This is a genomic window from Roseivirga spongicola, assembly GCF_001592965.1.
In the GTDB taxonomy this organism is placed as follows: Bacteria; Bacteroidota; Bacteroidia; order Cytophagales; family Cyclobacteriaceae; genus Roseivirga; species Roseivirga spongicola.
This window is the reverse complement of sequence record NZ_LRPC01000028.1, coordinates 1,197,038-1,221,412: the sequence shown is the minus strand read 5'-3', so window position 1 is coordinate 1,221,412 and position 24,375 is coordinate 1,197,038. Positions and strand designations below refer to the sequence as shown.

The window sequence follows — 24,375 nt, the reverse complement described above, 5'->3', positions numbered from 1 at the left end:
GCCAACTGCCTTGGCTCTTTATTATTTTTGCGCTTTGAGTTACAAGAAAATCACTCTAAACTTGTTAGAATAGTGATTGAAAACTCTAGATGAAGGCGATTCTTAGGTTACCTCTTATTATTTGGTTTTTCGGAACCCTGCTAATTTATTCGAGTGTCTTAGTTTCTCCTTTGTTCTTTAAGTACTCAGGTCTGGTTTCTTTTGGGGTACCTATTCTCATTCTTTTCAACCTGATATATCTTATCCTAGCCCTCGTTTTTAAGTGGAAGTCGGGCTTTATGGCTCTATTACTTTTGGTTATAGCATTTCCTTTTGTGCGAGTAGGGCTTTCTTTTTCAGGTCCAGTAGAGCCCGTAGGAGAAACAGTGAGTTTGCTCAACTATAATGTGAAATGGTTTACGGACGCCAAAAAGGATAACTATTCTGAGGTGTTGGATTGGATTGCTGAAACAGATGCAGACATTCTCTGTTTTCAAGAGTTTTACCCTTCTAAGAATATTGCTTCGCGAATTGCTGAAATGGGCGGCTATAACTTATCCATGAGTAAGAATAATTTCCATGTCGCCATTTTCTCCAAGTTTCCAATAGTGAACGATGGTTTGATTCTTTCTGAAGAAGAGCTCAATAATATTCGTTTTGCCGACCTCAGGGTGAAAAATGATACTATTCGCGTGTATAGCATTCATCTAGAGTCGATGGGTATTAACCCAGATAAAATTCAAGATACTGAGGGGCTCAAAGCCGAATATGAAGATGTAAGTAGGCGCTTTGTTAATGCATCTTATTACAGAACCAGACAAATCAATACGCTTTTTGACCATGTAGAGAAAACTAAGTATCCTGTCATAATTGCGGGAGACTTTAATGATGTGCCTTTTAGCTACAATTACTTCCAATTCAAAAAGCGCTTCAAAAATGCCTTTGAAGAGGTAGGGAGTGGTTTTGGAATAACCTATAACGGAAAAATTCCATTTCTAAGAATAGATAATCAATTCTATTCCAAAGGATTAACCGCTCGTTCATTGAACACAATAAATGATATTTATTATTCCGATCATTTTCCGTTAATCGGAAAATATGAGATAACTCCTTAAATTGTGAGCTAATCAATTTTTATGGCTGGCAACAACAAGTTATTTCGTTCGCGTGAAAATAAGGTAGTAGCAGGTGTATGTGCAGGTTTGGCTGAATGGCTAGGCTGGGATGCAACCCAAGTAAGAGTGCTTTATGTTTTAGTTTCCTTCTTTAGTGCTGCTTTTCCAGGAATCATTGTGTACTTAATTCTATGGGCTGTCATGCCAGAGAAATAGCACAACCTCAACATGAAAAAGCTAATAACACTCTGTACATTGGGACTGAGCGCAGTCCTGGTGGCATGCAATGTACAGTATTTTGAAAATGCCGAATTCGATGACAACATAATTTTTGATCCATCTATTGCCGTAGCGTTTGGAGAACTCAATTACACGGTAGACGAGTTGTTCGAACAGTTGAACGATGCAAATGCTGGAGTAACTTCTAATAATGAAGGAGTTGTAACCATTGTTTACTCAGAACAGCTACAATCTCAAGGTGCTCAAGAGTTTTTGCAAGTACCAGATCAGAGCTTTGGTTCTTCTCTACCTAGCGGAGTTAATATCAGTAATCCGCCAACAACTACAGTGGTTACTGTTTCAGAGTCTTATGAATTTGATTTGACCCAACGAGGAGCTGAAGAGTATGATAGCATATTTTTTCAATCAGGTTCTTTTGAATTTTCGGTAGAGTCAGATTTCAATGCTAACATTGACTTTGTAGCCACCTTTACTTCTTTGGAGACTTCCGATGCTCCCTTAGTAATGTCTGGTTCGCTAAGCTCTTCAAATAACAGTTTCAGTGAAACAGAACCTCTAGATGGTTATGTAGGGTATTTTCACTTAGATAGCGATGGAAACCCCGCTTCTAATAAGTTTTTGGTAGAGATTACCTACGATGTTGAAGTTACACCATCTAGTTCAATATCAGATACAGATAGAGTGTCATTCAACTTAGCTATGACCAATACTAAGTTCGATGCTATTTATGGATTTGTAGATTCTCAAGAGTTAGAGGTAAGCTTTGAAATAGTGAATTTCGACTTCTTTAAGCAGTTCGATACTGGCGGAATTACCTTTGCAGATCCAAAGGTGAACTTTGTATTCAATAACAGTTTTGGGTTTCCTTTAGGAGTAGATTTTCAAAATATAACGGCAACTAACTCCGATGGTCAAAGTTTATCGCTGGAGGGTGATATTATAAGTCAGTTAAACGCAGTGGCTGGTCCTCGGTTGGTAAATGAAGGCCAAACAAGAACTACGGAAATTGAAGTAAATAACAGCAACTCGAATCTGGTTGACTTACTCAGCTTGCAACCAGAAAGAATAGTAGTAGATGTTAAGGCAACATCTAATCCAAATGGTGTCCCATTTCAATATAACTTCATCAATGATCAGAGTATATTAGATGTTGGAGTTGACATTGAAATTCCATTTGACATGACGCTCGATGGCCTGCAGGCCGAAGAGAGCATGCCTTTTTCTCCACCAGAAGATATTGATCAGGCAAAGAGACTGATGATTCGCTTAGCTTCTGAAAATTACATTCCAATGGGAGGTAAAGTAGAAATACAGTTTCTTGGAGCCAATAATAACCTCTTGCATTCTGTAGATGAGCAAGCTGTGTTTGAAGGAGCTGAGGTAGGTACTAACGGAAGAACCAATGAACCTGCACGAGCTACTGCCGACTTTGTGTTGGAAGAAGACGATATTCAGTCAATTAAGGATGCAGAGACTATTTTGTTGCTGGTTACTCTTACCACTACCGATGCAGACCAAGGAGCCAATGTTAAACTGTTCGATGATTACGAACTGAAGTTTAAAGTCTCGGGTCAATTAGATATAGTTGTAAACGCTAATGGAAACTAAGATGAGAAAGCATATACTTTTAATACTCGCCATAGTAGTTTCCTTCAGTGTATCGGCACAAGGGTTTCTTTCATTTTATCAGTTAAGAGATATAGTCCCGCAGACTGCTAATTTTCAACCTGCTTTTATCCCTAATAATAGCTTTACGTTAGGCCTTCCTACCAATGTTGGAGTAACGGTTCAGGGAGATGTAAAACTGGAAGAGCTGTTATACAAAGCTCCTGGGCAGAATGACCTGAGCATTAACTTTGATGTGTTGAACGGTGTAGCACTAGAGCGCAATAATATTAATGTTCAGGTAGACCTAAATGCACTTCACCTAGGGTTTAAAACCAAAAAAGGAGGATTCCATATTTTTTCCAATGTTAGAGCCAATGTAGACTTTGTTTATAATAAAGATCTGATTGAATTCTTGGCCAATGGAAATTCAAACAGTATAGGCGCTACTTTAGATTTTACAGGCAGTACTGTTCGGATAGACGCTTTTCATGAAGTAGGCTTTGGGTATGCCCGAAAGTTTTTGAATGAAAAACTTGTAGTAGGAGGTAGAATCAAGTTAGTGACAGGTATGTATCATGCTTCAATTGAAGAAGACGCAGGCTTAAGACTAACTACCGATGCCAATGACTATAGCTGGCAAGTTCAGGTACAAAATGGAACTGTAAATACTGCTGGATTTGGCTTCTTTGGAGATTCTGATGATGAAGGTTCTGACATGTCGTCATACATGGTTTCTAATGGCAACCGTACCGTGGCTTTCGATATTGGTGCTAAGTACAAACCACTTCACTGGTTAGAGGTTGAGGCTGCTGTTAATGATATAGGAAAGATTAACTGGACAGATGAAGTTAGAAACTATAACACAGAGGACACTGACTTCACTTTTACAGGAATAGATCTTCGAAATCAAGATGAAACAGCAGATGCTATTCAAGACAGCCTTACCAATAAGTTTACATCTAACGAAACTCAAAATGAGTTTTCAACTACAATGGCTAGAAGGATGTATCTTTCCACTTCAGTATACCTAACTCCGAACGATAGGTTCTCGCTCCTTTATTTTAAGCGAGATGCCTTAAGTCACATGAAGGCCAATTACGCCTTAGCTTATAATCACAAGTTCGATAAATTTGTGGTGGGAGTTTTAGGTAGCATGAGGGGTGAAAATGACTTTAACTTTGGCGCCAATTTAGGAACCAATATTGGCCCAGTTCAGCTCTACCTTGCTATGGATAATGTTTTGGTCACCAATAAACCAGAACAGTATTCTAAAGCCGACTTCAGGTTTGGGTTAAATCTAATGTTTGGTTACAAGAAGTGGTTTAAAAAGCCTGATGTGGTAGACCTAGATGAACTTTAGCCTTTTCTTTTAGAAAGTATTATTGGCAGAATGATAAGGTCTAACAACAATGCAATTACAGCAGCTAAGACAATAAAGAAGCCAAGATAATAAGAGGCCGAAAAACCTGAACTCAGGAATACAGAGAAGCCCAAAACTATTACAATAGAAGTTACAAGAATGCTTTTGCCAGTTCCGGTAAAAGCATTTTTTATAGCCTCCTTATTGGTGTGGAAGTCTCTTTCTAATTTATACCGTGCTATAAAGTGAATACTGTCATCTATGGCTATGCCTAAGGCTACGGTAAAAATGATTGCTGTAGAAATATTCAAGTGCACTCCAAACCAACCCATAAGTCCAAATAAAATTGCGATAGGTATTAAGTTGGGTACAAGTGTATATATGGCCAAACGCAAACTCTTAAAGAAGATTAGGATAAAGAAAGAAACCGATAGAAGCGCGAAGCCAATGCCTTTCAAAAGCGCAGAAACTACATATTCATCAGTTTTGTCGATAAGATAGGAGGCCCCAGTAATTCTGGCTTCAAATCCATCGCCATTAATTTCTGAAGTAAGGAATTGCTCAAGTTTGGTGTTAAGGTTAAGGTAGTGTGCGCTGCCTAAGTCTTTGTTTCTACCTATCATTCGAATCAATTTTCCGTCATTTGCCTGAATTTGCTGGCGCTGATCTTCCAAACGTGGCGAATTATAATACCTCGCTACACCCTTCAAATCATCGGCTTTCGGAAGCTCAATGTATTTTCTAGAACCACCGTTTCTACCTGCGTTAATTTCTCTGATGATGTTCAGTGGAGACTGCAAATGCGCTACTCCATAATCTTCTATGAGGTAGTTTTCTAGTTTGGCCATTTTGGCTATGACTTCCGGAGAAAGAAGGTTGACATCAGCGTTCAGCTCAATCCCTAACTCAAAGGGTTTGTATCCATCAAAATTTTTGTCAAAATAGGCTACTTTTTGAAGTTCTGGCTCGTTTTTTTGAAGGCCAACAATTAGGCTTGTTGAAAGGTGGAGTTTGGGTATCCCCGCAATTAAAACGATAGAAACTAGAGATACACAGATTACTAATAGCGATTTTTTCTTGATAATTCTGTCATGTACAGTACCTAGGATAAGTTCCCAATTAAACCTGCTTTTCAGCCTTCTTTCCACTGTTGAAGGAAAGAAATAGAGTAAAGCAGGTAGCACTAGAAAAGTAATTAGAAAAGCCATTATTACTCCCGCGGCTGTTATTAGACCAAACTCTCTTATTGGCCCTATAGGGATGAAAACTAAACTGATGAACCCAATGGCTGTGGTTACAGAGGTTAGAAATGTAGCCTTTCCAATAGTTAAAATAGTTTTGTGAATGGCCTCTTTGTATTCTAAGCCTTTGTTTCTGAGTTCGTCATACTTGTGAACGAAATGAATAACATCGGAAAGCGCAATAATGAGTAGAATGGCCGGAATCATTACTACCATTACGTCTATGGGCTTGCCTGTCCAAGCCATAAAACCCATGGTCCAGATAATAGTCAGTACTAGAGTTGTAATGGGTAAAATGAGTCCTTTAAGGCTTCTAAATAAAGCCAGTAAAACCACTAGGACTACAATTAAACTAGTTATAAGTAAGGTACCCAGTTCTGTTTCCAGTTTCTGAGTAAAATCATACTGCATCTGTATTTTTCCTGAAGCTATAGCATCTTCAAAACCACTGTCTTTTATGCTCTGCAGAATGGCTAGGTAATAAGAATCGGCTAGTTTCTTGTCTAAGAATTCTTGATGCCTCAAAATCAGCATAGCTGATTCATCTTCTCGTCCAAAGAGTTGACCAAGCAATTTTAAATCCTCCAGTTTACTTTGGTCGGTAGGTTGGCTTCTGCTAATGAGGTTGAATGTATTTACCCCTAAAGGGTTTATTTGCACACCCTTTAAATCGAATGGGCTGGTGACCTTTTGTGTTTCTGGTAAAGACTCCAGTACATTCTTTAGTTGATTTACCTTTTCTATGAACGAGGGCTGAATGGAGTATTCGGTTTTCAGAACTACAAATAGGAAATCATTGTGCTGACCAAATTCTTCAATAAACTGCTCATAGTATTCAAGGTCATCATCTCCTTTAGGAAAAAAGCTGTTGAAGCTATAGTTAAACCTGAGGTCACTTAATCTGCTACCGAAGAAAACAGTAAGGGCGAGCACTATGTTAAGTGCTGTTATGGATTTTATTCGGTTAGGGTAGAGCTTTTTCCGAAGACTCACCTGAAGTCCTTTTTCCTGAACATCTTGCTTCTCTTTACCCACATTTTGCTTTAATTTGTTCACTAGTTCAAATCTAAAAATACCCAGCAGAAAATGAGGCAATACCACGACTTGATGAGACATATTTTGGAAAATGGTGTTCAAAAGGGCGATCGTACTGGTACGGGTACGGTAAGTGTTTTCGGTTACCAAATGCGTTTCGATCTCTCAGAAGGTTTTCCGGTGGTCACCACTAAGAAGCTTCATTTGCGCTCTATTATTCACGAGCTTTTATGGTTTCTTCAAGGAGATACGAATATTAAGTACCTCAAAGATCATGGCGTGAGAATTTGGGATGAATGGGCTGATGAGAATGGGGACTTAGGTCCTGTCTATGGCTATCAGTGGAGAAATTGGCCTGATGGAAATGGAGGTACAATAGATCAGATTAAGAAATTAGTAGAAGGGATCAAAAAGAATCCTAACTCTAGAAGACATATTGTAAGTGCATGGAATGTGGCAGATGTAGATAATATGGCCTTGCCTCCTTGTCATACCATGTTCCAGTTTTATGTGGCCGAAGGGAAACTGAGCTGTCAGTTGTATCAAAGGTCTGCAGACGTGTTTTTAGGTGTGCCTTTCAACATAGCGTCTTATTCATTATTGGTGTTAATGATTGCTCAGGTTTGTGATTTAGAACCTGGCGAGTTTGTGCATACTTTTGGCGATGTACACTTGTATTCGAATCATCTGGATCAGGCCAAACTTCAACTTACTCGAGACTTCAGACCTTTACCAACGATGAAACTGAATCCTGACGTGAAGGATCTGTTCGACTTTAAGTTTGAAGACTTCGAATTGCAGAATTACGATCCACATCCGCACATTAAGGCTGAAGTAGCAGTTTAAGAATTGGCTGAATCAATTCTTCAGGGTCGGAAAACTGTTTTCCATTTACATGCTTAAACCAAGTAATACCTGAAGCATTGGTGGCAAAAGCCGAGTCTGCTTTCATTAAAGTAGAGGCAGGTTTTTGGGTTTCTTCAACCTCAATTCCAATAGATTGCGATGCTTTAATAACCGCATTTCTCATTACGCCTTCTATGCAACCAGTGCTTAAATGAGGAGTGAAGAGCTTATTGCCTTTAGCCCAGAAGAGGTTGGCAATATGAGTTTCAGATAGATTGTTCTGACCATCGGTTAAAATAATTTCGTCAAACCCCTTATCCTTCATTTCCTTACCAGCCAAAACGTAATTTAAAGCATTCATGGTTTTTGCAAATGAAATAGGGGAGTGATGGGTTTTATAATGTTCCGAGATGCCCGCGTTGTTTATAGACCTGTAAAAAGGCTTCAAGCTCTGCTTACATTCAATAAGGTAATTCACCGAATTACTTTCAGGTGAATACAAGCCGCCCTCTTCTCGCCAAATCTGTATTTTAGTTCGGGTGTTGCCCTGCAGATTGTTCTCTTGTTTTAGTGAAAGGATACTTTCTCTAATAAATTCTTCAGTCAACTCTTTAGGGAAATTGACTCCCAACACATCACAGCCACGTTTCAGTCGTCCTAAATGAGCACCGATTAAATCAATTCTACTATCGGCTGTAACAATCGTCTCGAATAGGCCGTCTCCATAACAAAATGCGCGATTGCTTGAAGAAAACAGCGGTTTGGAGGTGTCAATTATTCGGGAGTTAAATATTGCTTTCATGGAAGGTATTCACCTTTTAAACAGAATCGAAAATCAAGTAGGGCATATTTCTCTAATATTGAAAGTATAAGTTAGCGCAAAATGGCAGAGCAAAGTAGTGTGTTTGATATGATAGGACCTGTAATGATAGGCCCTTCTAGTTCTCATACTGCAGGAGTTGTAAGAATTGGACGTGTAGCGCGAAAAATTCTAGGCAAGAACCCCGAAGCAGCAGAAATCACTTTTTATAATTCATTTGCCCGCACCTATGAAGGTCACGGTAGTGATAGGGCAATTATTGCAGGCTTATTAGATTTTAAAACTGACGATGAGCGAATCAGAAATGCATTCGATCATGCAGAGACAGCTGGTTTTGAGTTCAAGTTTAGGTCGGTAGGTAATGCCAATACCATGCATCCGAACACGGTTAAAGTGGTTGCCTCTGTGGGCGATAGAAAAGTTGAGGTGATTGGTGAGAGCCGAGGAGGTGGTGTAATTAAGATAGTAGGTGTAAATGGATTTGGAGTTGGGTTCAACGCTAATATTACTACTATGATTCTTCTAGCAAACGATAAAAAAGGAGCCATTGCTTTTATTGCAACCATTCTAGCAAACGATGAGTGCAACATTGCTTCAATGTCGGTTAACAGAAAAGGTAAAAACGATCAGGCTTGCCATGTAATTGAAATGGACTCAAAGCCACCACAAATAACTGTAGATTATTTAAAGCATTTACCCTGGATAAATGAGGTCATATTTATTCCGGACATAGATTTTTAAACAAGTAAAATGAAGTTCAAGAACACAATTATTTTGGGGCTAGGATTGCTCTTTAGTGTCAACCTGGCGCGAGGTCAAGAAAGTCAAACAACATTCACGCTAGAAGAATGTATTGCCTATGCCTGGGAGAATAACCTAAACGTTAGAAATAACCAGCTAAACCAAGTAAGCAATGAAATTGCTCTTAAGCAGTCTAAAATGGCCTTATTGCCAAGTTTAAGTGCTGGAGGAAGTGTAGGTAAGTCTTTTGGTAGAAGTATTGACCCGGTGTCTAACTCTTTCGTGAGTCAAGACTTTACTACAGGTGGTTTTTCTGCTAATTCTTCGGTAACCCTTTTTGGAGGAGGAACTCTTAGGAATACCATTAAGCAGAACGAGTTGAATCTAGAGGCAAGTGCCTTTGATCTAGAAAAGGCCAAAAACGATATTGGACTTCAGGTAGCTACCAATTTTTTGAATGTTCTTTTAAATAAAGAGCAACTTGAAAACGCGAAGTATCAAAGAGAGATTACTTCTGCTCAGTTAGAAAGAACAAAGAAACAGGTTCAGGCCGGGGCTCTCCCTTTAACCAATCAGTTGGACCTAGAGTCGCAATTCGCCTCTAACGAAGTACAAGTTGTTAATGCTGAAAATGCCCTGAATCTTGCCATTCTTAATTTGAAGCAAGCAATGCAAATGTCGGCAGACCAACAGTTAAATGTTGCAGCACCAGAAATTGAGGTAGACGACATTCAATTGGCTATGGAAGATCCTGCAAAGATTTACGAAATAGCATTGTCAAATCAACCAGAGGTTAAAAGTGCAGAATTAGGCATCGAAAGTGGGGACGTTGGGGTAAAGATATCTAAAGGTGCTTTTCTTCCAACTCTTTCTTTAAGTGGAAGTATTTCAACCAACTATTCAGACCAGGCAAGGGAGTTTGTGAAAACCGAACCAGTTGATGTTCCATCTCAAGAGATTGGTTTTGTGCAAGGCTCTAATAATCCTGTATTTTCTAACCCTTCGACCAGAACTGTGTCTGTGTTCTCAGATGATTACAAGACTTTCGACCAGTTTAGTGATAACTTAGGGCAGTCAGTTAGGCTTAATTTAAATGTTCCAATATTCAGCAGGTATAGCAACTCGGCCAATTTACAAAGAGCGGAGATCAACAAGCAGAGAGCTGAAATTCAAGCACAAACGGTTAAGAATACCCTAAGACAAAATATTGAAACGGCTTACAATAGTGCTATTGCAGCCCTTAAGTCTTTCGAAGCGTCAGAGAAAAGAGTGGCTGCTTTAGAGGAGTCATTTAGAGCTATTGAAAGCAGATACAACGTAGGTGATGCAAACTTTGTAGATTACCAAGTGGCAAACAATAACTTATTTGCGGCAAGAACTGATTTGGTTCGCGCTAAATACGAGTACATTTTCCGTGCAACAATTTTAGATTTTTATTTAGGTAACCCTATCACTTTAGATTAACAAACAACATGGCTAAGAAGAAAAAAGGATCAAACAAGATTATCTGGATATTACTGATAGTAATTGCCGCAATTCTAGTATTTGCAGTAGTAGGTAAGCAGGCTGGCTTTATAGGTGGCCCAACAACTCTCCAGGTAGAAATGGCTGAAGTGAGCAAGAAGACCATTGTAGAAAAGGTTACCGCTTCGGGAGTAGTTCAACCAGTTACTGAAATTATTATTAGCCCAGATGTAGCGGGTGAAATTATAGAGTTAAATGTAGAAGAAGGAGATCCGGTAACAGAAGGAATGATTTTGGTTAAAATTAGACCTGATAACCTGATTTCTGCATTAGATAGAGCTAAGGCAAACCTAAATCAGCAAATGGCCAATTTAGCATCTTCTAAAGCAAGCAAGGCAAGAAGTGAGGCTCAATTAACTCAAGCCGATTTAGCCTTTAAGAGGGCAGAAGAGCTAAAGAAGGAAAATGTAATCTCGGATGCTGATTATGAAACTGCTCGTTCTAATTACTTAACAGCTAAGTATAACTTGGAAGCTGCTGAGGAAAGTGTGAAGGCTGCAGAATACATCATCAAATCAAGCCAAGCTACTGTGGATGAAGCTGAAGAGAATGTAAGGTTTACCATTATCCGTGCCCCTGCAAGTGGTACTATCTCTCTTTTAAATGTAGAGAAAGGTGAGCGTGTTGTAGGAACTCAACAAATGGCTGGTACTGAAATGATGCGTATTGCAGACCTTAACCAAATGCAAGTTGAGGTAGATGTGAATGAAAATGACATTATCCGTGTAAATCAGGGAGACACCGCAATTATTGATGTAGACTCTTACTCTCAGCAAGAGAAGAAGTTTAAAGGTATTGTAACTCAGATTGCTAATACGGCCAATACAAAGACTTCTGCTGATGCGGTAACGGAATTTAAGGTTGAGATTAGAATCTTGAACGAAAGCTTCAATGACTTACTTTCTGAAATTAGCGGACCTTCACCATTCCGTCCGGGTATGACTGCAAGTGTTGAGATTATCACAACTACTAAGGCCAATATTTTGTCAGTGCCTTTAGCATCTGTTACTACCAGAAACCCTAAAATGGATGGTAGAGTAGGCGGAGCACCTGCTGGTGATGGTGCAGCTACAGCAGCTAGCACTTCAATAGCTAATGATGATAACCTAAAAGAAGTGGTTTTTGTAAATGATAACGGAACTGCTAAGATGGTTGAAGTAAAAACAGGGATTAGTGACTTTGATAACATTGAGATTATATCAGGTCTAGAAGAAGGTCAGGAAGTAATCTCAGGTCCGTTCTTTGTAGTGAGTAAGCGACTAAAGAATGGCGACTTAGTGGAGAAAATGTCTAAGTCTGGACCTAGTACTCCTGCAACAGCATCGAATTAATATTGACTCATAAATACATGCAAAAAGCATCCTGATTTTCGGGGTGCTTTTTTTATTTCAAGGTATTTGGGTATTTAAAGAGTGGCGAATTATATGGTGTTCTGCCAGTTTAGAAAGACTGTTTTAACTCTCGGTAAAGTCTGTTAAGAGGTAGACCCATTACGTTATAATAATCTCCCTCAATGCCTTTGATGCCAATCATGCCAATCCACTCTTGTATACCATAGCTACCTGCTTTGTCAAAGGGGCGGTATTTTTCAATATAGTAGTCGATTTCTTCTTCAGAAAGCTCATCAAACTGAACATGAGTAGTTTCCGAGAATGATCTTTGATCTTCTGGAGTCTTCAAACAAACACCAGTAATCACTTGGTGAGTCTTTCCTGAAAGCATTCTGAGCATTCCCTTAGCTTCTTCAGCATTAGCAGGTTTGGCAAGAGCTATGCCATTACAAACTACCACCGTGTCTGAGGTTATTACTAACTCATCTCTCTTAAGATCTGTGAAGGCTTCCGCTTTCTTTTCGGCTATAAATTCTGCTAGTTCTTCAACAGGTAAGTTATGAGGGAAGGTCTCATCTACTGATCTGACTTCAACCCTAAAAGGAAAGTCAAGGCTGCCTAGTAACTCTTGCCTGCGTGGAGACTTACTGCCAAGGATTAAACGGTATTTTAAATTCATCTTCTTTGATAGATCCGAACAAATAGCCACAAATCACTTTAGGGTAGAAGTAAGTTGATTTCTGAGGTAAAGTATACCCAGAAGTGCAAACCTGCTTTACGGTTTCCATATTAATCTCCTTTGTGATTATAGCAAACTGAGCTTCCTTCTTAATGGTCTTGGTTAAGCAGGTAGCAAAATTTCTTTCAAAGGTGATGTTCCTGGACCCACGCTGCTCTTTGCCCGGTATACCTAATGCCTTTTCAATAATGAAGTAATGCATTACCGTGAGGTCCAAAGTTTTTACAACCTCCGGAAATTTCCATTCCATTAGCGATATAGCCTCTGGCTTGAGTCTCACTTTTATGGTCTCATCATCGAAGAGTAATCCAAAAGCCCATTGTTTGCCAAGAATAATCTCTTCAATATCATAAGGGTTTTCAATGGGTTTAAAGAAGAAGTAAGGCTCAAGTTTCTTTAAAAACTCTTCCCTGCTAAAGTTCTCTATACCACTAATTAGCCTATGAGTAGGGAGAATCCTTAAATCATCTGCCTCTCCATTGGTAAGATACATTAGGTGATAGTTATACCCTTCTTCACCAGTGTGCCCATTCTGTTGCATCATTTCTTGACGATACTGTATGGAGCTTTCTAACCTATGGTGACCATCGGCCAAAATGATTTTTTCAGGCCCTAGCTTATCAATGAACTTTTGAATAACAGCCCTGTCGTGAATTACTGACAATACATCTTTTACTCCCTGATAGTCCTCCGTCTCGTATATAGGGTTGAGTTGGCTCTCATCCATGTATTTCTCTAGCTCAAAAGAGGGGTCGAAGTATAAGCCATGAGTAGGGCTCACGTTCAGTTCGGTTGCCCTTAAAACATCTACTCTGTCGGAAACAGAGTGAGGGATGGTATTCTCATGCCTTAAAATGACAGAGTCTGGCTTACCCCAGTCGGTAGCTTCTATGAAGCTAATAAACCCTTTTCGGATGTAGCTTTTACTGCTTCCTGGTAACGAAAAATGTTGGTAATAAACGTAAATCCCTGGGATAGGATCTTGCTCAATTACCCCTTCAGCTTTCCACTTTGCAATGGTTCTTTGTGCCTGTCCGGGAGTTTCCGAATGAAGCGGCACACTCAAGTGAATGCTGTTATGTTCTATTTCATAAAGTGCATCACGTTGCTTTTGAGAAATAACATCAAAAAGAGGGGAGGTCAACTGATCTATAGACTTAGAAAGTCTGTCGTTGTACCTCCATGCCTTAAAGGGTAATATTTTAGCCATATTATTGGTTAACCCTCAATTTCCACTTACTCATTTGCCCGTCTTTACCTACCGCATTGCTGGTTTTCTTTTTCTCTTCCAACAGGTAAGCAGCCAAGGCTATTGCTATTTGCTCCTCTTCTTCATTATGAGTGTCTAGCATTTCTGGCTTAAAGTGAGTCTGAACAAATCTGGTGTCGAATTTACCAGAGATAAAAGCATCGTGCTTAAGCGCAAAAGCACAGAAATCTAGTGTTGTGCTTAAGCCTGTAATGTCGTACTCCTCTATGGCTCTGAGCATTCTCATTCTTGCCTGTTCACGATTGGCTCCGAAGGTAATGAGCTTGGAGATCATCGGGTCATAGTAAATTGGAATATCCATGCCTTCTTCAAAACCATCGTCAACTCGAACTCCAGGTCCTTGAGGAACTTTATAGGTTACTAGCCTGCCAGTTTCTGGTAAGAAGTTTTCTTTTGGGTTTTCGGCATACACTCTAACTTCCATAGAGTGGCCAATAATTTTTAAGTCTTCTTGCTTAAAGCTTAATGCCTTTCCTTCCGCAATGTAGATTTGTTCTTTTACTAGGTCTTTTCCTGTTATTTCTTCAGTTACTGGGTGTTCTACCTGAAGTCTAGTGTTCATTTCTAGGAAGAAGAAATCTAGATTTTCATCTACAATGAACTCTACTGTACCAGCACCATAGTATCCACAAGACTTGGCTACGCCTAGTGCTGCTTCTCCCATGGCTTTACGCTTTTCTGGGGTAAGAATTGCAGAAGGAGCTTCTTCAATTACTTTCTGGTGCCTTCTTTGAATAGAGCATTCTCTTTCAAAAAGGTAAACCAAGTTGCCATGCATGTCGCCCAAAATTTGGATTTCGATGTGGCGAGGAGAGGTGATAAATTTCTCTATAAATACTGATTTATCTCCGAAAGCAGATTCTGCCTCACTCATGGTACGTTGCATCTGCTCCTCAATTTCTTCAGGATTTTCCACTACCCTCATTCCTTTACCACCACCACCGGCACTAGCTTTTATAAGGACAGGGAAACCAATTTCTTCGGCTATTTCTTTGGCTTCTTTTAAATCGGCAACCGCATGGTTAACACCAGGTACCATTGGTACATCATATTCAGCAACTGCATTTTTTGCTGCTAATTTGTCGCCCATAACCTCTATTGCTTCAGGAGAAGGGCCAATGAAGATGATGCCTTTTTCGGCTACCTTTTTAGCAAAAGTGGCGTTTTCAGAAAGGAATCCATATCCTGGATGAATAGCGTCCACATTCAATTCAAGGCAAACATCAATGATCTTATCCATATTAAGATAAGACTTGTTAGAAGGTGCAGGGCCAACATTTACAGCTTCATCGGCATACTTTACGTGTGGCGAACTGGCATCTGCATCACTAAAAATAGCTACAGTTTGAATGCCCATTTCGCGGGCAGTTCGCATTACACGGATGGCGATTTCGCCTCTGTTGGCGACTAAAATCTTTTTGATTTTTCTTTCTGACATAGGCTAAATTTCTCGCTTACAATGCTAAATAATTATATCGGAAAAGAGAACTCAGAGTTGGTTTATATATGACTCTATTTTTGATAAATGGTTATTATAATATTACATTTGCGTCTTCTTTGAATAAGCGAGAAAAGGTAATTAAAATCACAAAGGCGTTGGATTTATTTGAAAAATTATTGTCTAATCAAGGCCCTCTAGGTAAGCATTCAGACGTTTCCGAAGGTTATTTTATGTTCCCTAAACTAGAAGGAGAGATTGCTCCTCGAATGACGTTTATGGGAAAAGAGGTTCTAACATGGAGTTTAAATAACTATTTAGGTTTAGGTAACCACCCAGAAGTAAGAGAGGCAGATGCACAGGCTGCGGCAGATTGGGGTTTAGCATACCCAATGGGTGCTAGAATGATGTCTGGTAACACTAGCTATCATGAGCAGTTGGAGCAAGAGCTTGCTGACTTTGTGATGAAGGAGTCTGCTTATTTACTCAACTTTGGTTATCAAGGTGTACTTTCTATAATAGATGCACTTGTAGATAGAAAAGATGTAATTGTTTACGATGCAGAGTCGCACGCATGTATTATCGATGGTGTGAGATTGCATATGGGTAAGCGATTCGTTTTTCCTCATAACGACATTCAGAACCTAGAAAAGCAGCTCGAAAGAGCTACAAGAATTGCCAATGAAACCGGTGGTGGTATTTTGGTAATTACTGAAGGTGTTTTCGGAATGACCGGAAACCTAGGTAAAATCAGAGAAATAGCTGAGTTGAAGAAGAAGTTCAACTTTAGACTTTTTGTAGACGATGCTCATGGTTTCGGTACTATGGGTAAAACTGGTGCTGGTTCTGGAGAAGAGCTAGAATGCCAAGATCAGATAGATCTTTACTTCTCTACATTTGCTAAGTCTATGGCGGCTATTGGTGCGTTTGTAGCAGGAGATAAAGAGATTATCAAGTTCTTAAAGTATAATATGAGATCTCAGATCTTTGCTAAGTCTTTGCCAATGCCATTGGTAATTGGTGCTCTAAAGAGACTTTCAATGTTAAGAGACGATCCTTCTCATAAAGAAAGACTTTGGACTATTGTAAATGCTTTACAGAGTGGTTTAAAAGAGAAAGGCTTTAGCATTGGTACTACAGAATCTTGTGTAACACCAGTGGTGCTTAATGGTACTGTAGGTGAAGCTGCTGCCCTGAGCAAAGACTTAAGAGAGAACTTTAACATCTTCTGTTCGGTGGTTATTTACCCAGTTGTACCTAAGGGTATGATCATTCTAAGGTTGATTCCAACGGCATCTCATACCTTAGAAGATGTGTCTGAGACTATTGCAGCTTTCGAAGCAATTAAAGGAAAGCTCAAGTCGGGTGAATACAAAAAAGAGGAGTTAGCCCTTTCATTTGGGGAGTAAAAGTCAAAAAAAGTGCCCTCAGTTGTTGTGGGTAGAGTTTTTTGATTTATATTGCTCTGAATTAAACAATATTATCAACAACCTTAAAACACGATAAATATGAGTCAATTTAGCAAGGTAAAAGAATTAGTAGATTCACTAGAAGACGATTTCGCAAAGTTCTACGACAAAGGTAACCAAGCTGCTGGTACCAGAGTAAGAAAAGGAATGCAAGAGCTTAAGAACTTAGCTCAAGAAATCAGAATCGATGTTCAAGAAAAGAAGAACAACCAATAATTCTGAATCGTATTTATATAAAAAAAGCCAATCAGCAATGATTGGCTTTTTTTGTGCCTATTATTTGTCTCTTCTTAAACTAAGTCGGCTATCTGCTTTTTAAGCTCATCTGATGCCGAAACCAATGGTAGTCTTACCTGATTTCCACAGATTTCTTTAAGCCGTAATACCTCTTTTACTCCCACAGGATTGCTTTCAGCATACATCAATGGGTTTATTTCTTTGAACGATTCAGTTATCTTTTTAGCTCCTTCAAAGTCACCATTTAGCGCAAGTTTAGATATGCTGCTGAACTCTTCAGGAAAACCATTGGCTAATACGGAGATTACTCCTTTGCCTCCTAGTTTAATGATTTCATCTGTCAGTAAGTCTTCTCCAGAAAGCAGCAAGAAGTCTTCTGGCTTGCCATCAGCTATTGCTTTGCACTGTTCTAAGTTTCCGGAAGCTTCCTTCATTCCGATTATATTAGGGTGCTTGGCTAGTTCCAGAGTGGTTTCCGCGGTCATGTTAGACATCGTTCTGCCCGGTACATTGTACAATATTACAGGTACTGGAGAGGCGTCTGCTATGGCTTTGAAATGAGCAACGATACCGCGCTGGCTTGGCTTGTTGTAATAAGGACTTACAGATAGTATTGCGTCAACACCTTTTAGATCAGTGTCTTTTATTTCTTCAATTACAGCAGCTGTGTTATTACCGCCTATTCCGTAGACTATTGGTAAGTTCTTTGGGTTATTGGCTCTGGCAAAAGCTAAAACGGCCTTCTTTTCTGATCTGGTCACCGTGGCTACTTCACCTGTAGTACCCATTACCACAAAATAATCTACACCTAAAGCAGTGAAGTCTAGCACCCTTTTTAGGCCATCATAGTCTACTAAACCTTCATTAGTAAAAGGAGTGACTAATGCCACGCCTGTTCCATATAATTTCTCCATTATCTGATTGCCTTAATATATTTTACTGTTTGTTCTGCAAAGTTAGAAGTACCGGCACTTTTATTCATACCAATCATCAATTCGTAATAGTCAGCAGCCTGTTGAGAATGAAAGCCAACTCTGCACTTTGCTTTTGTATTGATCAACATGGTTCTCATGATTTCGTTTAGCTCGAAATCTAAATGAATGAGAAAGTCGAACGATGTAGCTAGGAAACTTTCTACCTCAGGTGAGTTGATTTTTCCCCAACTACTTAACTGATCTATTTTGAAGAATGGATGTTTGCTCTCGGTAATATCTTTCTTATCTATAAAGCACAGTACGTCAACCTGTTTGCTATCAGCTTCAATAAGCTCGACAATAGAGTCTGCAGATTCTGACTTCTTCTCTCCGTAAGTGTAGATAATCCCTATGTTTTTGGCACTTTCAAACGATGGTATTTCTTGGTTTTTTGCCCGTTTTTCGGGCTTGTGGAGCATCTTAAGTAATTTCTTTCCCAGTAGAGACATTAGCCGTTAATCATTTTAATAAATTCTTCTTCTGAAATAATATTGATACCTAGTTTGGTGGCTTTTTCTAGCTTGGCCGGCCCCATATTATCACCGGCAATGAGATAGTCAGTTTTAGAACTGATTGACGAAGTAACCTTTGCTCCACATTCTTCCAGAAATGCTTTAAGGTCTGATCTTTCAAAAAGTAAAAAGATTCCTGAGTATACAACTGTTCGATCTTCGAAAAGCTCTGAACCAATTGACATGAAATCATCGAGATCTAGTCCAACGCCCAGAGAAATTGCAGAATGGGGTTTGTTTGCCACTGTGTTCGCAGACCGAAACCTACTATAGCTGTTACTAAAGGGTTGATAGCCATCATAAGTTATAGCTCCAATTTGGCACTCTAAGTGCTCCAAGAATGATTCAATTGAGTTGGCATTTAAGGATTCAGCTAACTTAGTTGTAAGCTTCGCACAAGCTATTGCGTCATCGAGAGCATTATGATGGTTTTCTAATTCAATCCCAAAATGCCTACACAGTGTGGGGAGCTTATAATTGGGTGCGCTTTCAACTAACATCTTTCCAATTACTAGCGAGCAAATATAGCTGATTTCATGATCTAAAGTGTCTAATGAACTACCTAAGGCATGTCGTAGAACCGACATGTCAAAAGCTGCATTGTGACAGACGATGATGTTGTTTCTTATTATTTCATTCAACCCACTATTGTAGATATCATGAAATGATGGTTTATCAATTACATGTTCTTCAGAAATACCATGGATTGAGGTGTTGAATGGATCGAAGTAGAATGGGTCAGGTTTAATAAGCTCATAATGAGTATCAACTACTTCTCCGTCTTTTACAATAGCTACTCCAATTGAACAGGCGCTTGATCGTTTTGAGTTTGCAGTTTCGAAGTCAATTGCAATAAAATTCATGTTTGTGTATCTATTAGTTTGTCAAATTCTTCTTCAGTGATAATCTTAAGCCCGAGTTTTATTGCCTTATCTTTTTTTGCTGGCCCCATTTTTTCTCCCTCAATTACAAAGTCAATGTTTGAACTTATGGCTTTTACATAGGTACCACCTAGACTTTCTATTTTTTCGACAATTGAATCTCTAGAATAGTTTTTAAGTTTACCGGAAGCAATTATTCTTAAACCTACCAAAGGTTGATGATTACTATCAGATTCAATAATGGAGATAGTTTCAAAGTTTAATCCAAAAGTCTTTAATTCTTCTATTCGTCTAATATTTCTGTTGTCTTTAAAGTATTGTAGAAGGCTTTCTGCTAGCTTATGACCAATGCCATCTATTTCAAGAACGTGACTTTCACTGGTACTAATTAAATTATCAATGGACTTAAATTTTTTGGCTAATAATTTTGCAGAAGTCTCTCCAATGTGTCGTATTCCTAGAGCAAATAACACCTTTTCAAAAGGCTTGTCTTTGCTTTCGTTGATGCCAGCGATAATTCCTTCTACCGCTTTTTTCTGAAGCGATGTTGACTTTAATTTCGATATGATTTCTTTCTCCTTTGGTTGGAGCTCAATAAAGAGATTAGTAATTATATCATGGATATTTCGTTCGGTTTTAGCTAATCTCTTTAGTGAGTAATCGTCAATAGTATGGTTTTTTTGTAAAAGCGGAATCAGAACTTTATGTACCTCTAATGAGGTGCTCATTGAATCTTCACTAGTAAAGCAAGCTTCTATGAAAGTCAGGCCATCTTGTTGATAATTAATGCCCTTCTCCTGTAATCTTCCCTCAACACTACTGAAAAAGGTTTCAGGATTAATTTGTTCAGAATTCAAAAGAAGGTTATCAATTTGTTTGAGAGTTGGTTTTTCAAGTAAGGCGTAAAATATTTTTCGGTTGCTAATACATAGTTCTCCTTCTTCATTCTTAGAGTATTGGTCTGATTCCAGTTCAAAACCGATCAATTTTTTCTCAATTTGTGGGAGTCTATATAGATCTGAAATGTCATGGATTATTTTAGACTTAATTAGAGCATCTAATCGCTGACTTCCAAGTGAGTCTATGTCCATAGCTCTTTTGCTAACGAAATGCTCAATTCTTCCTAGGATTTGAGGAGGGCAGCCTTCTGAATTAGGGCAGTAGTGATTTGCTTCCCCTTCCTTTCTCACTAATTCCGTACTACACTCTGGGCAGTGAGTGATGTATTCTACTGGCGTACTATCGGTAGGTCTTTGCAATTCATCAATGCCAGTGATTTTTGGAATTATTTCTCCGCCTTTTTCAACAAATACGGTGTCCCCCAAATGAAGTCCTAAGCGGGCAATTTCATTAGCGTTATGAAGTGAGGCTCGCTTTACTGTTGTGCCGGCAAGTAGAACTGGTTTTAAGTTGGCTACAGGAGTGACGGACCCGGTTCTTCCTACTTGATAAGAGATACTCTCTAATACGGTTGAAGCACTTTCCGCCTTGTATTTATAGGCAATAGCCCAACGAGGACTTTTAGCGGTAAAACCTAACTCATTTTGTTGGTCTAGGCTGTCTACCTTAATCACCACACCATCCGTTTCGGAAGGCAAATCATGTCTTTTGGTTTCCCACTCTGCGATGTACTCTAGTACTTCTTCTATAGTGTTACATCTTTTGTAAGTAGGTGATACATTAAACCCCCATTGCTCTAATTGGGCCATAGATTCAGAATGGGTATTGAAGTCCAAAGAATCGCCAAGTAAATAATAGAGGTAACAGTCTAATTTTCTGGAGGCTACAATTGAAGAGTCTTGCATTTTCAATGTGCCAGAGCCAGCATTTCTCGGGTTAGCTAAAGGTTCTTCACCATTTTCAATGCGTTCGGCATTTACTCTTTCAAATTCCTTTTTTGGAAAGTAAACTTCTCCTCGAACTTCAAAACTTTCTGGAACCTGGTGCTTTACTTTTAGTGGGATGCTTCTAATAGTTTTGGCGTTAGTGGTTATATCATCACCTTGGGTGCCATCTCCTCGGGTAACGGCCCTTTTAAGTTGGCCATTTTCATAAGTGAGACTAAGCGCTGTACCATCAAATTTCAGCTCGCAAAAATAGGCGTAATCATCTGTACCGAGGCCTCGTTTTACACGACCATCCCAATCTATAAGGTCTTCTTTAGAGTAAGTGTTGCCCAATGAAAGCATAGGGTATTTGTGGACAACTGTCTCGAAATTCTTTGTGATGGTGCCACCAACTCTTTGACTAGGAGAGTCTTCAAATTTGTACTGTGGAAATTGATTTTCTAGCGCAATCAGTTTTTCCAAGAGTTGGTCGAACTCATAGTCGGTTATCTCGCTTTTATCTTTCTGATAATACAGATCGTTGTGGTAGTTGATCTTTTCGGAAAGCTCTTGAATTTGAGCCAAAGCTTGCTGTTCGGTCATTATCAGTTTAGTTTTTCTAGTGAGAGTTGAATTTCGGCTTCAGCACTTTCTAGCTTGCCTTTGCATTGCGCAATTAGCCCTGTGGCTTCTTTAACCAGAGAGGAAAGTTGGTCAATATCAGGATCTTCGTTTTCAATTCTCTCCACTATATCATTAATCCTTTTAAGGGCGTCTTTATAACTCAATTGCTCACTCATTTTCTATATCTGTAACTTTACTCTTAATGGTGTTTTGATGGTTTTTTGTCACCAGATTATCGCCAACCATTACTTCTTGATTGTTAATAGATCTGCCATTCTTTAAGGTAATGGAATAGCCTCTCTTGAAGACATTTTCAGGGTCTATAAGTTTAATTTTGTTTTGAAGGTTGTCTAAAGAATTTCTTTGTTTTTCAACCTTCGCCTTGCTAGCAAATTTTAGCATGTGAACCTTGTCTCTAAGTAGATTATCGGCCTGTTTAAGATAAGTTGATCCTGCTCTTTCTAATCTGTGTCCCTGATGTGAAAGTTGGTCTTTTGCGCGAGAGAATTTGTCTCTAATGCCTCTTTCTAGCCGAATGTTGAGTTCATAGATAGAATTGTAGAAACTATCCACTCCATTGATGATGAATTCGGCTACGGCTGTAGGGGTTTTCAGAGAGGTGTTGGCCACTAAATCGGCAATGGTTTCGTCTCTTTCATGGCCAATGCCAGTCAATACAGGTAGGGGAGCCGCAGCAATAAGTTTAGCCAAACCATAGGCATCGAAACTATCTAGGTCTGTTTGTGCACCACCACCACGAATTATAACAATAAGGTCGAACTCTGAAGATCGCTCTTTGATATTGGCCAAGGCTTTACCAATTGATTCTTCTGTTTCATTGCCCTGCATTACGGCATTGAAAGTCTCCGTTTTAAAATCGTACTGCTGGGCGTTATTTGAAAGCTGATCCATAAAATCGCCATAGCCTGCGGCTGTAGAAGAGCTAATAATGGCCAAGCGTTGAGGAACTAAGGGGAGAGGGAGGGCTTTGTTTAGTTCAAGGTATCCTTCTTCTCGGAGCTTTTTAATTGTTTCTTCCCGCTGTTTGGTTTTTTCGCCTATAGTAAAGTTTGGGTCGATGTTATTTACTGTTAGGCTCATGCCGTAAACTTCATGAAAGTTTATGCTCACATTGAAAAGTACTTTTATGCCTGCTTTTAATGGTGAACCAGTGGCCTGATTGAACTGCTGTTTAATAGTTCTATACGTGTAGGCCCAAATATTAGCTCGTATTTTAGCCTGAATGAAGTTGGGTTCTTTTTCGACCAGCTCCATGTAACAATGGCCTTTTACATTCTCTCTTAGTTCGCTTATTTCTGCAATTACCCAATAAGAGGGAGCCATTGAGTTTTGCAGTTCAGATTTAATGAGACTGTTGAGTTCGTACAGCGACATGTGAGCCATGTCGCAAATTACGCCAAAGCTATTTCGCTACAAATTGGGTAAACAAAAAAATCCTGCACTCGGCAGGATTTAATTCTTAGTTTTTTTGCTGTGGCTCTTCGTGTCTTCCACCACCTTTAGAATCGTTATGCGGTGGTGCATCTCTGTCGCTAATTCTCTTCATGAGTGAGCGCCTAAAATCTGAGTCAATTCTAATGACCATCCAAATCTGACCTTTGTCTAAAACTTTATTAAACCTGGTCAAGTATTCCTTTTCTAGATCTAACTCAGCCTGCTTCTGATCAAGATAAATATCTAGCATTTTGTCGGCATTGGTGTCAGACATATTTCTCCAGCCAGATTCGCTTACCAAAACCTTTTTTTGCTCATTGTATTTCTTGCCTAGGGCTTCTTTTTTAGTTTCATATTCATTGAAAATTGGCCAGAATTTCTGGGCTGTATTTACATCGAGTTGCAGTCTGTTAGACAAAAAAGCTACTCTTGCTGCTTTTAGTCTTTCTAGCTCTTCTTGTCTGTTTTTTCCTCTTTCATCACCTTGTTGAGCAAAAGAAAGCGTGCAAGCAAGAAGTATTAAGCCTGTATATATGAGTTTCATATTTTTAATAATCGAAGTATTCAAAGTCATAATTCAATTCTGTGTTGGTAGAAAGAACATCTGCAAAGATGTTAAGTTCTTCCGCAATCATATCATCTAGTAGAATATCTAGAGAATCTAGGCCTTCAAATAAATCTTCTTGAGATGATTGTTGAGCGTGTAAGTACTCAATGATGGTCTCATTAGATATGTCTGAAAGAGATGGTTCAACAATGCTTTGTTCTGGCATTAAGAAGTAAAAGCTTGCTATTAGCGCAAGGGATGCCGCCACAGCAGTTACCTTAAACCAAAGTTGCTGAGTTAAAGGAATCACCTTGGTTTCATTGCCAATAGTTTTTTCCAGAATACTATCCGTTAGCTCTTCAAAATAATTAGCAGGTACCTCAAAAGGCAACTCTTTAAGTTTATCTGATTGATTTAAAATGCCTTCAGAATTTTCAATGAGCTTACTGTGCAAATTATCGAAGTAGCCATCGGGAACTTCGAAGACATTTTTGGCCAACTCAGGGTTGTTATCCAATTTAATATGTTTGTCTTTGTTGCTCATTTTTTATTTGATTATCAAA

At 39.1% G+C, this 24,375-nt stretch carries 23 protein-coding genes; 10 read left to right on the top strand and 13 right to left on the bottom strand.

Going from position 1 to position 24,375, the window contains the following annotated elements:
* The first annotated feature begins 89 nt into the window (after positions 1-89).
* From AWW68_RS17290 to AWW68_RS17275, 4 genes are read left to right on the top strand one after another with little or no spacing between them, the layout of a single operon-like run.
* A complete protein-coding gene (locus AWW68_RS17290) occupies positions 90-1,094 on the top strand; it encodes an endonuclease/exonuclease/phosphatase family protein (protein ID WP_068223898.1) in 1,005 nt (334 codons plus the stop codon).
* 21 nt (positions 1,095-1,115) lie between these two features.
* Positions 1,116-1,310, top strand: coding sequence for a PspC domain-containing protein (locus tag AWW68_RS17285; RefSeq protein WP_068223895.1), 195 nt, complete (start codon positions 1,116-1,118; stop codon positions 1,308-1,310).
* Positions 1,311-1,322: 12 nt separating this feature from the next.
* The gene (locus AWW68_RS17280) at positions 1,323-2,942 is read left to right on the top strand and encodes a hypothetical protein (RefSeq protein WP_157717701.1); all 1,620 of its coding nucleotides are present in this window, start codon (positions 1,323-1,325) and stop codon (positions 2,940-2,942) included.
* Entirely contained in the window at positions 2,932-4,302 is a 1,371-nt protein-coding gene (locus AWW68_RS17275) for a DUF5723 family protein (protein WP_068223887.1), read from the top strand. The genes AWW68_RS17280 and AWW68_RS17275 overlap by 11 nt, the downstream gene beginning before the upstream one ends.
* Here the strand turns inward: AWW68_RS17275 and AWW68_RS17270 are convergent.
* Positions 4,299-6,599 carry an efflux RND transporter permease subunit gene (locus AWW68_RS17270; protein ID WP_185101289.1) on the bottom strand — a complete coding sequence of 767 codons (2,301 nt, stop codon included), beginning with the start codon at positions 6,597-6,599 and terminating at the stop codon, positions 4,299-4,301. The genes AWW68_RS17275 and AWW68_RS17270 overlap by 4 nt on opposite strands.
* A gap of 30 nt (positions 6,600-6,629) precedes the next feature.
* Between AWW68_RS17270 and AWW68_RS17265 the strand changes: the two genes are divergently transcribed.
* Positions 6,630-7,424: a thymidylate synthase gene (locus tag AWW68_RS17265; RefSeq protein ID WP_068223882.1), complete on the top strand. Its 795-nt coding sequence runs from the start codon at positions 6,630-6,632 to the stop codon at positions 7,422-7,424.
* On the opposite strand, the gene AWW68_RS17260 is transcribed toward AWW68_RS17265, so the two are convergent.
* Positions 7,402-8,226: an aminotransferase class IV gene (locus AWW68_RS17260; protein ID WP_068223879.1), complete on the bottom strand. Its 825-nt coding sequence runs from the start codon at positions 8,224-8,226 to the stop codon at positions 7,402-7,404. The two genes, AWW68_RS17265 and AWW68_RS17260, sit on opposite strands and share 23 nt — an antisense overlap.
* Positions 8,227-8,307: 81 nt before the next feature.
* Between AWW68_RS17260 and sdaAB the strand changes: the two genes are divergently transcribed.
* From sdaAB to AWW68_RS17245, 3 genes are read left to right on the top strand one after another with little or no spacing between them, the layout of a single operon-like run.
* Positions 8,308-8,985, top strand: a complete 678-nt coding sequence (gene sdaAB, locus AWW68_RS17255) for an L-serine ammonia-lyase, iron-sulfur-dependent subunit beta (RefSeq protein WP_068223877.1) — start codon at positions 8,308-8,310, stop codon at positions 8,983-8,985.
* Between the two features lie 9 nt (positions 8,986-8,994).
* The gene (locus AWW68_RS17250; RefSeq protein WP_068223873.1) at positions 8,995-10,449 is read left to right on the top strand and encodes a TolC family protein; all 1,455 of its coding nucleotides are present in this window, start codon (positions 8,995-8,997) and stop codon (positions 10,447-10,449) included.
* Positions 10,450-10,457: 8 nt separating this feature from the next.
* Positions 10,458-11,840 carry an efflux RND transporter periplasmic adaptor subunit gene (locus tag AWW68_RS17245; RefSeq protein WP_068223869.1) on the top strand — a complete coding sequence of 461 codons (1,383 nt, stop codon included), beginning with the start codon at positions 10,458-10,460 and terminating at the stop codon, positions 11,838-11,840.
* Positions 11,841-11,949: 109 nt separating this feature from the next.
* Here AWW68_RS17245 and AWW68_RS17240 read toward each other — a convergent pair whose 3' ends face one another.
* The 3 genes from AWW68_RS17240 to AWW68_RS17230 are packed head-to-tail and all read right to left on the bottom strand — an operon-like array spanning position 11,950 to position 15,287.
* Positions 11,950-12,519 carry a Maf family nucleotide pyrophosphatase gene (locus tag AWW68_RS17240; RefSeq protein WP_068223866.1) on the bottom strand — a complete coding sequence of 190 codons (570 nt, stop codon included), beginning with the start codon at positions 12,517-12,519 and terminating at the stop codon, positions 11,950-11,952.
* A complete protein-coding gene (locus tag AWW68_RS17235) occupies positions 12,485-13,789 on the bottom strand; it encodes a DUF1015 domain-containing protein (protein ID WP_068223863.1) in 1,305 nt (434 codons plus the stop codon). The genes AWW68_RS17240 and AWW68_RS17235 overlap by 35 nt, the downstream gene beginning before the upstream one ends.
* Position 13,790: 1 nt before the next feature.
* A complete protein-coding gene (locus tag AWW68_RS17230) occupies positions 13,791-15,287 on the bottom strand; it encodes an acetyl-CoA carboxylase biotin carboxylase subunit (protein ID WP_068223861.1) in 1,497 nt (498 codons plus the stop codon).
* A 158-nt stretch (positions 15,288-15,445) separates the two neighbouring features.
* On the opposite strand from AWW68_RS17230, the gene AWW68_RS17225 reads away from it, so the two are divergent.
* On the top strand, positions 15,446-16,696 hold the full coding sequence (locus AWW68_RS17225; RefSeq protein ID WP_068224265.1) for an aminotransferase class I/II-fold pyridoxal phosphate-dependent enzyme: 1,251 nt from the start codon (positions 15,446-15,448) through the stop codon (positions 16,694-16,696).
* Between the two features lie 99 nt (positions 16,697-16,795).
* On the top strand, positions 16,796-16,972 hold the full coding sequence (locus tag AWW68_RS17220) for a histone H1 (protein ID WP_068223858.1): 177 nt from the start codon (positions 16,796-16,798) through the stop codon (positions 16,970-16,972).
* 74 nt (positions 16,973-17,046) lie between these two features.
* Here the strand turns inward: AWW68_RS17220 and dapA are convergent, their stop codons facing one another.
* From dapA to AWW68_RS17180, 8 genes are all read right to left on the bottom strand, one after another.
* Positions 17,047-17,907, bottom strand: a complete 861-nt coding sequence (gene dapA, locus AWW68_RS17215; RefSeq protein WP_068223845.1) for a 4-hydroxy-tetrahydrodipicolinate synthase — start codon at positions 17,905-17,907, stop codon at positions 17,047-17,049.
* On the bottom strand, positions 17,907-18,416 hold the full coding sequence (locus tag AWW68_RS17210; RefSeq protein ID WP_068223841.1) for a DUF6913 domain-containing protein: 510 nt from the start codon (positions 18,414-18,416) through the stop codon (positions 17,907-17,909). The genes dapA and AWW68_RS17210 overlap by 1 nt, the downstream gene beginning before the upstream one ends.
* The gene (locus AWW68_RS17205; protein WP_068223839.1) at positions 18,416-19,342 is read right to left on the bottom strand and encodes an exonuclease domain-containing protein; all 927 of its coding nucleotides are present in this window, start codon (positions 19,340-19,342) and stop codon (positions 18,416-18,418) included. Before AWW68_RS17205 ends, AWW68_RS17210 begins: the two co-directional genes overlap by 1 nt.
* Positions 19,339-21,789 carry an NAD-dependent DNA ligase LigA gene (ligA, locus tag AWW68_RS17200; protein WP_068223836.1) on the bottom strand — a complete coding sequence of 817 codons (2,451 nt, stop codon included), beginning with the start codon at positions 21,787-21,789 and terminating at the stop codon, positions 19,339-19,341. The genes AWW68_RS17205 and ligA overlap by 4 nt, the downstream gene beginning before the upstream one ends.
* 2 nt (positions 21,790-21,791) lie before the next feature.
* Complete coding sequence (xseB, locus tag AWW68_RS17195) at positions 21,792-21,986, bottom strand: exodeoxyribonuclease VII small subunit (protein ID WP_068223833.1); 195 nt, start codon at positions 21,984-21,986, stop codon at positions 21,792-21,794.
* Entirely contained in the window at positions 21,979-23,205 is a 1,227-nt protein-coding gene (xseA, locus tag AWW68_RS17190) for an exodeoxyribonuclease VII large subunit (RefSeq protein ID WP_157717700.1), read from the bottom strand. Before xseA ends, xseB begins: the two co-directional genes overlap by 8 nt.
* An 85-nt stretch (positions 23,206-23,290) precedes the next feature.
* Entirely contained in the window at positions 23,291-23,809 is a 519-nt protein-coding gene (locus AWW68_RS17185) for a hypothetical protein (RefSeq protein ID WP_157717699.1), read from the bottom strand.
* A 4-nt stretch (positions 23,810-23,813) separates the two neighbouring features.
* On the bottom strand, positions 23,814-24,356 hold the full coding sequence (locus AWW68_RS17180; RefSeq protein WP_068223824.1) for a hypothetical protein: 543 nt from the start codon (positions 24,354-24,356) through the stop codon (positions 23,814-23,816).
* Positions 24,357-24,375 lie beyond the last annotated feature (19 nt).

Excerpts from the sequence above, each read along its gene's own strand:
- AWW68_RS17275 (WP_068223887.1), top strand. The coding sequence starts at position 2,932 with ATGGAAACTAAGATGAGAAAGCATATACTTTTAATACTCGCCATAGTA.
- AWW68_RS17220 (WP_068223858.1), top strand. The coding sequence starts at position 16,796 with ATGAGTCAATTTAGCAAGGTAAAAGAATTAGTAGATTCACTAGAAGAC.
- AWW68_RS17260 (WP_068223879.1), bottom strand. The coding sequence starts at position 8,226 with ATGAAAGCAATATTTAACTCCCGAATAATTGACACCTCCAAACCGCTG.
- AWW68_RS17240 (WP_068223866.1), bottom strand. The coding sequence starts at position 12,519 with ATGAATTTAAAATACCGTTTAATCCTTGGCAGTAAGTCTCCACGCAGG.
- xseA (WP_157717700.1), bottom strand. The coding sequence starts at position 23,205 with ATGTCGCTGTACGAACTCAACAGTCTCATTAAATCTGAACTGCAAAAC.
- dapA (WP_068223845.1), bottom strand. The coding sequence starts at position 17,907 with ATGGAGAAATTATATGGAACAGGCGTGGCATTAGTCACTCCTTTTACT.
- AWW68_RS17230 (WP_068223861.1), bottom strand. The coding sequence starts at position 15,287 with ATGTCAGAAAGAAAAATCAAAAAGATTTTAGTCGCCAACAGAGGCGAA.
- AWW68_RS17210 (WP_068223841.1), bottom strand. The coding sequence starts at position 18,416 with ATGTCTCTACTGGGAAAGAAATTACTTAAGATGCTCCACAAGCCCGAA.
- AWW68_RS17180 (WP_068223824.1), bottom strand. The coding sequence starts at position 24,356 with ATGAGCAACAAAGACAAACATATTAAATTGGATAACAACCCTGAGTTG.
- ligA (WP_068223836.1), bottom strand. The coding sequence starts at position 21,789 with ATGACCGAACAGCAAGCTTTGGCTCAAATTCAAGAGCTTTCCGAAAAG.
- AWW68_RS17205 (WP_068223839.1), bottom strand. The coding sequence starts at position 19,342 with ATGAATTTTATTGCAATTGACTTCGAAACTGCAAACTCAAAACGATCA.
- AWW68_RS17235 (WP_068223863.1), bottom strand. The coding sequence starts at position 13,789 with ATGGCTAAAATATTACCCTTTAAGGCATGGAGGTACAACGACAGACTT.
- AWW68_RS17185 (WP_157717699.1), bottom strand. The coding sequence starts at position 23,809 with ATGAAACTCATATATACAGGCTTAATACTTCTTGCTTGCACGCTTTCT.
- AWW68_RS17265 (WP_068223882.1), top strand. The coding sequence starts at position 6,630 with ATGAGGCAATACCACGACTTGATGAGACATATTTTGGAAAATGGTGTT.
- AWW68_RS17290 (WP_068223898.1), top strand. The coding sequence starts at position 90 with ATGAAGGCGATTCTTAGGTTACCTCTTATTATTTGGTTTTTCGGAACC.
- AWW68_RS17280 (WP_157717701.1), top strand. The coding sequence starts at position 1,323 with ATGAAAAAGCTAATAACACTCTGTACATTGGGACTGAGCGCAGTCCTG.
- AWW68_RS17245 (WP_068223869.1), top strand. The coding sequence starts at position 10,458 with ATGGCTAAGAAGAAAAAAGGATCAAACAAGATTATCTGGATATTACTG.
- AWW68_RS17250 (WP_068223873.1), top strand. The coding sequence starts at position 8,995 with ATGAAGTTCAAGAACACAATTATTTTGGGGCTAGGATTGCTCTTTAGT.
- AWW68_RS17285 (WP_068223895.1), top strand. The coding sequence starts at position 1,116 with ATGGCTGGCAACAACAAGTTATTTCGTTCGCGTGAAAATAAGGTAGTA.
- xseB (WP_068223833.1), bottom strand. The coding sequence starts at position 21,986 with ATGAGTGAGCAATTGAGTTATAAAGACGCCCTTAAAAGGATTAATGAT.
- sdaAB (WP_068223877.1), top strand. The coding sequence starts at position 8,308 with ATGGCAGAGCAAAGTAGTGTGTTTGATATGATAGGACCTGTAATGATA.